Source organism: Photorhabdus heterorhabditis (genome assembly GCF_001280945.1).
Lineage (GTDB): Bacteria > Pseudomonadota > Gammaproteobacteria > Enterobacterales > Enterobacteriaceae > Photorhabdus > Photorhabdus heterorhabditis.
In genome coordinates this window covers 1-2,197 of the sequence record NZ_LJCS01000143.1, presented here as the reverse complement: position 1 = coordinate 2,197, position 2,197 = coordinate 1, and the positions used below count along the sequence as shown (strand labels likewise).

1 protein-coding gene is annotated in these 2,197 nt (G+C 56.1%); it reads right to left on the bottom strand.

Translation table 11 applies throughout. The annotated features are described in order from the left end of the window. On the bottom strand, positions 1-2,197 hold a 2,197-nt coding region (locus AM629_RS20900), incomplete at both ends, for a non-ribosomal peptide synthetase (protein ID WP_152912051.1).

The following is a 2,197-nucleotide window of genomic DNA, read 5'->3' as shown; positions in this document are numbered from 1 at the left end:
AGCTCACCGGCAAAGCCTGCTGCATCAATGACAGGGCATCATCCACCAGATGAATCGCCCCCCCCCGGGACAACGGCATCAGACATTCAAAAATCGACAGGTCGAAGTTCATCGACGTCGAGAAAAGCGTCTCCCGGCTCTCTTCCGCCGCAAACGCCTGCCGCGCCCAGCACAGGAAGTTCACCGTATTCCGGTGCTCAATCATTACCCCTTTGGGCACGCCGGTAGAGCCGGAGGTATAAATCACGTACGCCAAATGACTGGCAGTCAGCGCAGATATCGGTGGATTGCTGTCCGGCTGCTCTGGCTGAGTATTCGGGTCAAGCACAATCAGGCCGGTCAGGGCTTTCTCACCCAGTGCGCCGCATCCCGTACTGTCTGCCAGGACAATCGACGGGGCAGCATCAGTCAGAATATGAGCTAGACGTTCTCCCGGATAAGCCGGGTCCAGTGGCACATAAGCCCCACCGGCTTTCAGTACCGCCAAGATCCCCACCACCATGGCCGGAGAACGTGATACGCAAATCGCCACCCGCTGATCAGGCTCTACGCCCAGAGCAATCAGCTGATGAGCCAGCTGGTTAGCGCGGGCATTTAATTGTGCATAACTGAGGGTCTGCGCTTCATGCACTAACGCAGTTGAGTCCGGGGTTTTCTCCACCTGTTGTTCAAACAATTGGTGAACACATAACGGGTCAGGGTAGGCGGTTTCTGTGGCGTTCCAAGTTTCCAGTAACAACCTGCGCTCTGCCGGGGCCAAAATATCGATTTCCCCGATCCGCTGTTGAGCAGGAGCAACCATGGCTTGCAGTACCGTGTGCAGATATCCCACCTGCCGTTCTATGGTCGGTTGATCAAACAGGGCGGTGGCATAACCCAGCGTACCCACAATCCTGCCTTCCTGTTCTGACAAGCTAAGTTCGAGATCAAACTTGACAACATCAAAGGCTTGATCGACCGCTGACACGCCTAGCCCCGGCAGTTTCCATTCCGGGTTCTCATTATTTTGCCAGGCAAACATCACCTGGAACAACGGCGTATGCGCCAGTCGGCGTGGCGGTTGCACGATTTCCACCACCTGCTCAAACGGTAAATCCTGATGCTCCTGTCCCGCTAAAGCGGTTTGCCGTACACGCGCCAGTAATTCAGTCACGGTCAGTTCACCGGACAAATCCATGCGCAACGCCAGCATATTCACAAAGAACCCGATCAACGGTTCCACTTCCTGACGACTGCGACCGGCACTCGGTGTTCCAATCACCACATCTTCCTGACCTGACAGGCGCGACAGGACCGTCGCCCAAGCGGATAACAATGTCATGAATAACGTGACACCGTGCTGCTCACTCAGGCGTTTCAGGGCGGTCGTTAACTCTGCATCCAAAACAACCGGCACGACATTGCCGGCAAACGACTGCTCAGGCGGACGGGGCCGGTCAGTAGGTAGATCCAGCAGAACCGGCGCGTCAGCCAGCATGGTGCGCCAATAGTCGGATTGAATCCGGGTACGTTCAGCCGACAGCCACTGACGCTGCCAGGCGGCGTAATCCGGGTATTGAATCACCAGCGGTGGTAATGGGTCCGGTTGCCCGGCCAGAAACGCCGTATAGAGCGCGTTCAGTTCACGTATCAGCACACTGGCAGACCAGCCATCGGAAATAATATGATGCTGGGTGAGCAGGAACCGGTATTCGTCATCGGCAAGCCGGATAAGGCAGGCACGGATAAGCGGACCTCGGTCAAGATCAAATGACGTGTAGGTTTCTCCGACGCTCAAGCGCTCAAGTACTATGTCGGCATCCGGGAGTCCACGCAGGTCATGTTGAGATAAAGGCAAGCCGCTATCCGCTTCCAATAGCCGTACCTGCGGTTGACCATCAACCGAGACAAAAACAGAACGTAACGCCTCATGACGGGCGAACAGGGTATCCAGCGCCCGCTGCCAGGCCACGATATCCAGTTGACCACCTAAGCGCAGGGCCATCGGGATATGATAAGTCTCGCTGACACCATCCAGTTGAACCAAGAACCACAGACGCTGTTGAGCAAATGACAACGGCAACGCTTCCTCGCGGGATATCGGCAGAATGGCCGGCAGGCTAGCGTTCTGTTGACCAGACCGGGCCGCCATGACCTCAGCAAAAGCCATCAAAGTAGGAGACGTAAACAGGGTGGTCAGCGGCAGTTCAACACCCAA